A 1,615-nucleotide genomic window follows, 5' to 3' on the forward strand; every position below is an offset into this window, starting at 1 on the left:
GCCCCGGCCGTGCTCGAAGAAGCGCACGACTCCGCCGGGCCGCAGCACCCGCCGTGCCTCCCCGAGCGCCCGCGGCACATCCCGCACGCTGCACAGCACCAGCGAGAGCACGACCGCGTCGAAGGCCTCGCTCTTGACGGGCAGCTTCTCCGCCGCGCCCGGCACCACGTCGACGGGCGCCTCGGAGCGGAGCGCGGACTCCACGGCCAGCTGCCGCAGAGTCCGCTCGGGCTCGATCGCGACGATCTCCGAGACGGCGCTCGGATAGTGCGCGAAGTTGAGGCCGTTCCCGGCCCCGATCTCGATCACCCGCCCGGAGAGCCCGGCGAGCAGCCGGTCCCGCATCCCGGACAGGCCGAAGCGTGACTCGGCGCTCACACTGAAACGGGCGTAGTAACGGGCGAACAGCGGGTGGTGGACGGCGTCCCGCGGCAGAGTGCCGGAGCCTGCGGACCGTAGCGGCATGGCGACCTCCCGGGCCGGACCGGCCGGAAACCGGTCCCTACCGGGATTGTCCCCCCTGCCGCCCTTGACCACCCCCGCTGCCGCCGGGGACGGAGCCGGGCCGGGATCAGGAGATGAAGTCCCGGACCTGCTCGTAGACGCCGTGGTCGTTGTTCATGTCGGTGTGCGAGATGCACCCGACGTCGACGTTGGTCGCGCCGCTCAGCTCGGCCGAGGTGTCCGGGTTGATCGCCTCGTCGCAGTCCGACCAGTAGGCCGCGTACGACACACTGCCCGGCGTCTCGTCACCGGAGTTGAGCGCAGTGAGGAACGAACTTCCCGTCTGCATCTCCTTGCAGGACGTGTACAGCCAGCCGCAGAGCGAGGCGATGCTCGTCCCGTGGTTCACCCCGGCGACCGACACGAAGTCGTCGACGTACGAGGTCCCGCCGAGGTTCTTGAGGTAGTAGCGGCTGTTGAGCGCACCCATGGAGTGGACCACCAGGTCGACCTTCGAGGCGCCGGTGCTGGCGAGGACGGACTGGATGTAGGTCGACAGCGTCGAAGCGGTCGTGACGTTCGACTTCGTCCAGTCGTACGAGATCGCGTACAGCTCGGAGGACGAGTAGCCGTCCGCCTCGAAGTCCGCGATCCAGTCGTCCCAGCTTGTGGAGTCGCTGCTCAGACCGTGCACGAACACGATCGGGTTGTGGCTCGCCGCCTGAGCGGGCGTCGAGGCCAGGGAGAGTGACAGAAGGAGCGAGGTGGTCACGGCCGACAGGGCCGTGGCGATGCGACGCTTGTGGCGCTGCATGATGCCTCCTGATACGGGTGGGGTTGTCAGGAGTGTCAGCGGGGGTCTACGCGCGCCGCATCGGCGAAATCGCCGGTCTTTACGGGTGAATTAACTCGCCAGTAACGTCAGTTGTGTGCTGACTCCGGTGAACCCCACTTCTCTAGACCGCACTTCGCCACCGTCGCGCATCGACACGGGGCGAAACCTCGATCCCGCGCTCCCCGAAGGGGTCCGCATCCGGATACTGCGCGCGACCTACGGCGATCCGCGCGCCGCCGCCGAACTCCTCCCGCGCCTGACCCCACGCCAGGCCGCGGGCCTCGACCCCCTCCCGACCGAACCGGCGTCCCTGGCCCCGGAGTTGCTGGCCCGGCA

Annotated in this window: 2 protein-coding genes and 1 pseudogene; 1 reads left to right on the forward strand and 2 read right to left on the reverse strand. The window is 69.0% G+C overall.

The window, feature by feature from the left end:
• Positions 1-465: class I SAM-dependent methyltransferase (locus R6V09_RS52630; protein ID WP_317888479.1), on the reverse strand; the 465-nt coding region annotated here is incomplete at its 3' end.
• A gap of 106 nt (positions 466-571) precedes the next feature.
• A complete protein-coding gene (locus R6V09_RS52635; protein WP_317888480.1) occupies positions 572-1,258 on the reverse strand; it encodes an esterase/lipase family protein in 687 nt (228 codons plus the stop codon).
• Positions 1,259-1,373: 115 nt separating this feature from the next.
• On the opposite strand from R6V09_RS52635, the pseudogene R6V09_RS52640 reads away from it, so the two are divergent.
• Positions 1,374-1,615: pseudogene (locus R6V09_RS52640) on the forward strand (LuxR family transcriptional regulator); the annotation flags it as partial.

Origin of the sequence: Streptomyces sp. W16, assembly GCF_033194735.1 — a bacterium.
In the GTDB taxonomy this organism is placed as follows: Bacteria; Actinomycetota; Actinomycetes; order Streptomycetales; family Streptomycetaceae; genus Streptomyces.

Bases quoted from the DNA above. Each gene is read 5' to 3' on its own strand.
- R6V09_RS52635 (WP_317888480.1), bottom strand. From the start codon at position 1,258: ATGCAGCGCCACAAGCGTCGCATCGCCACGGCCCTGTCGGCCGTGACC.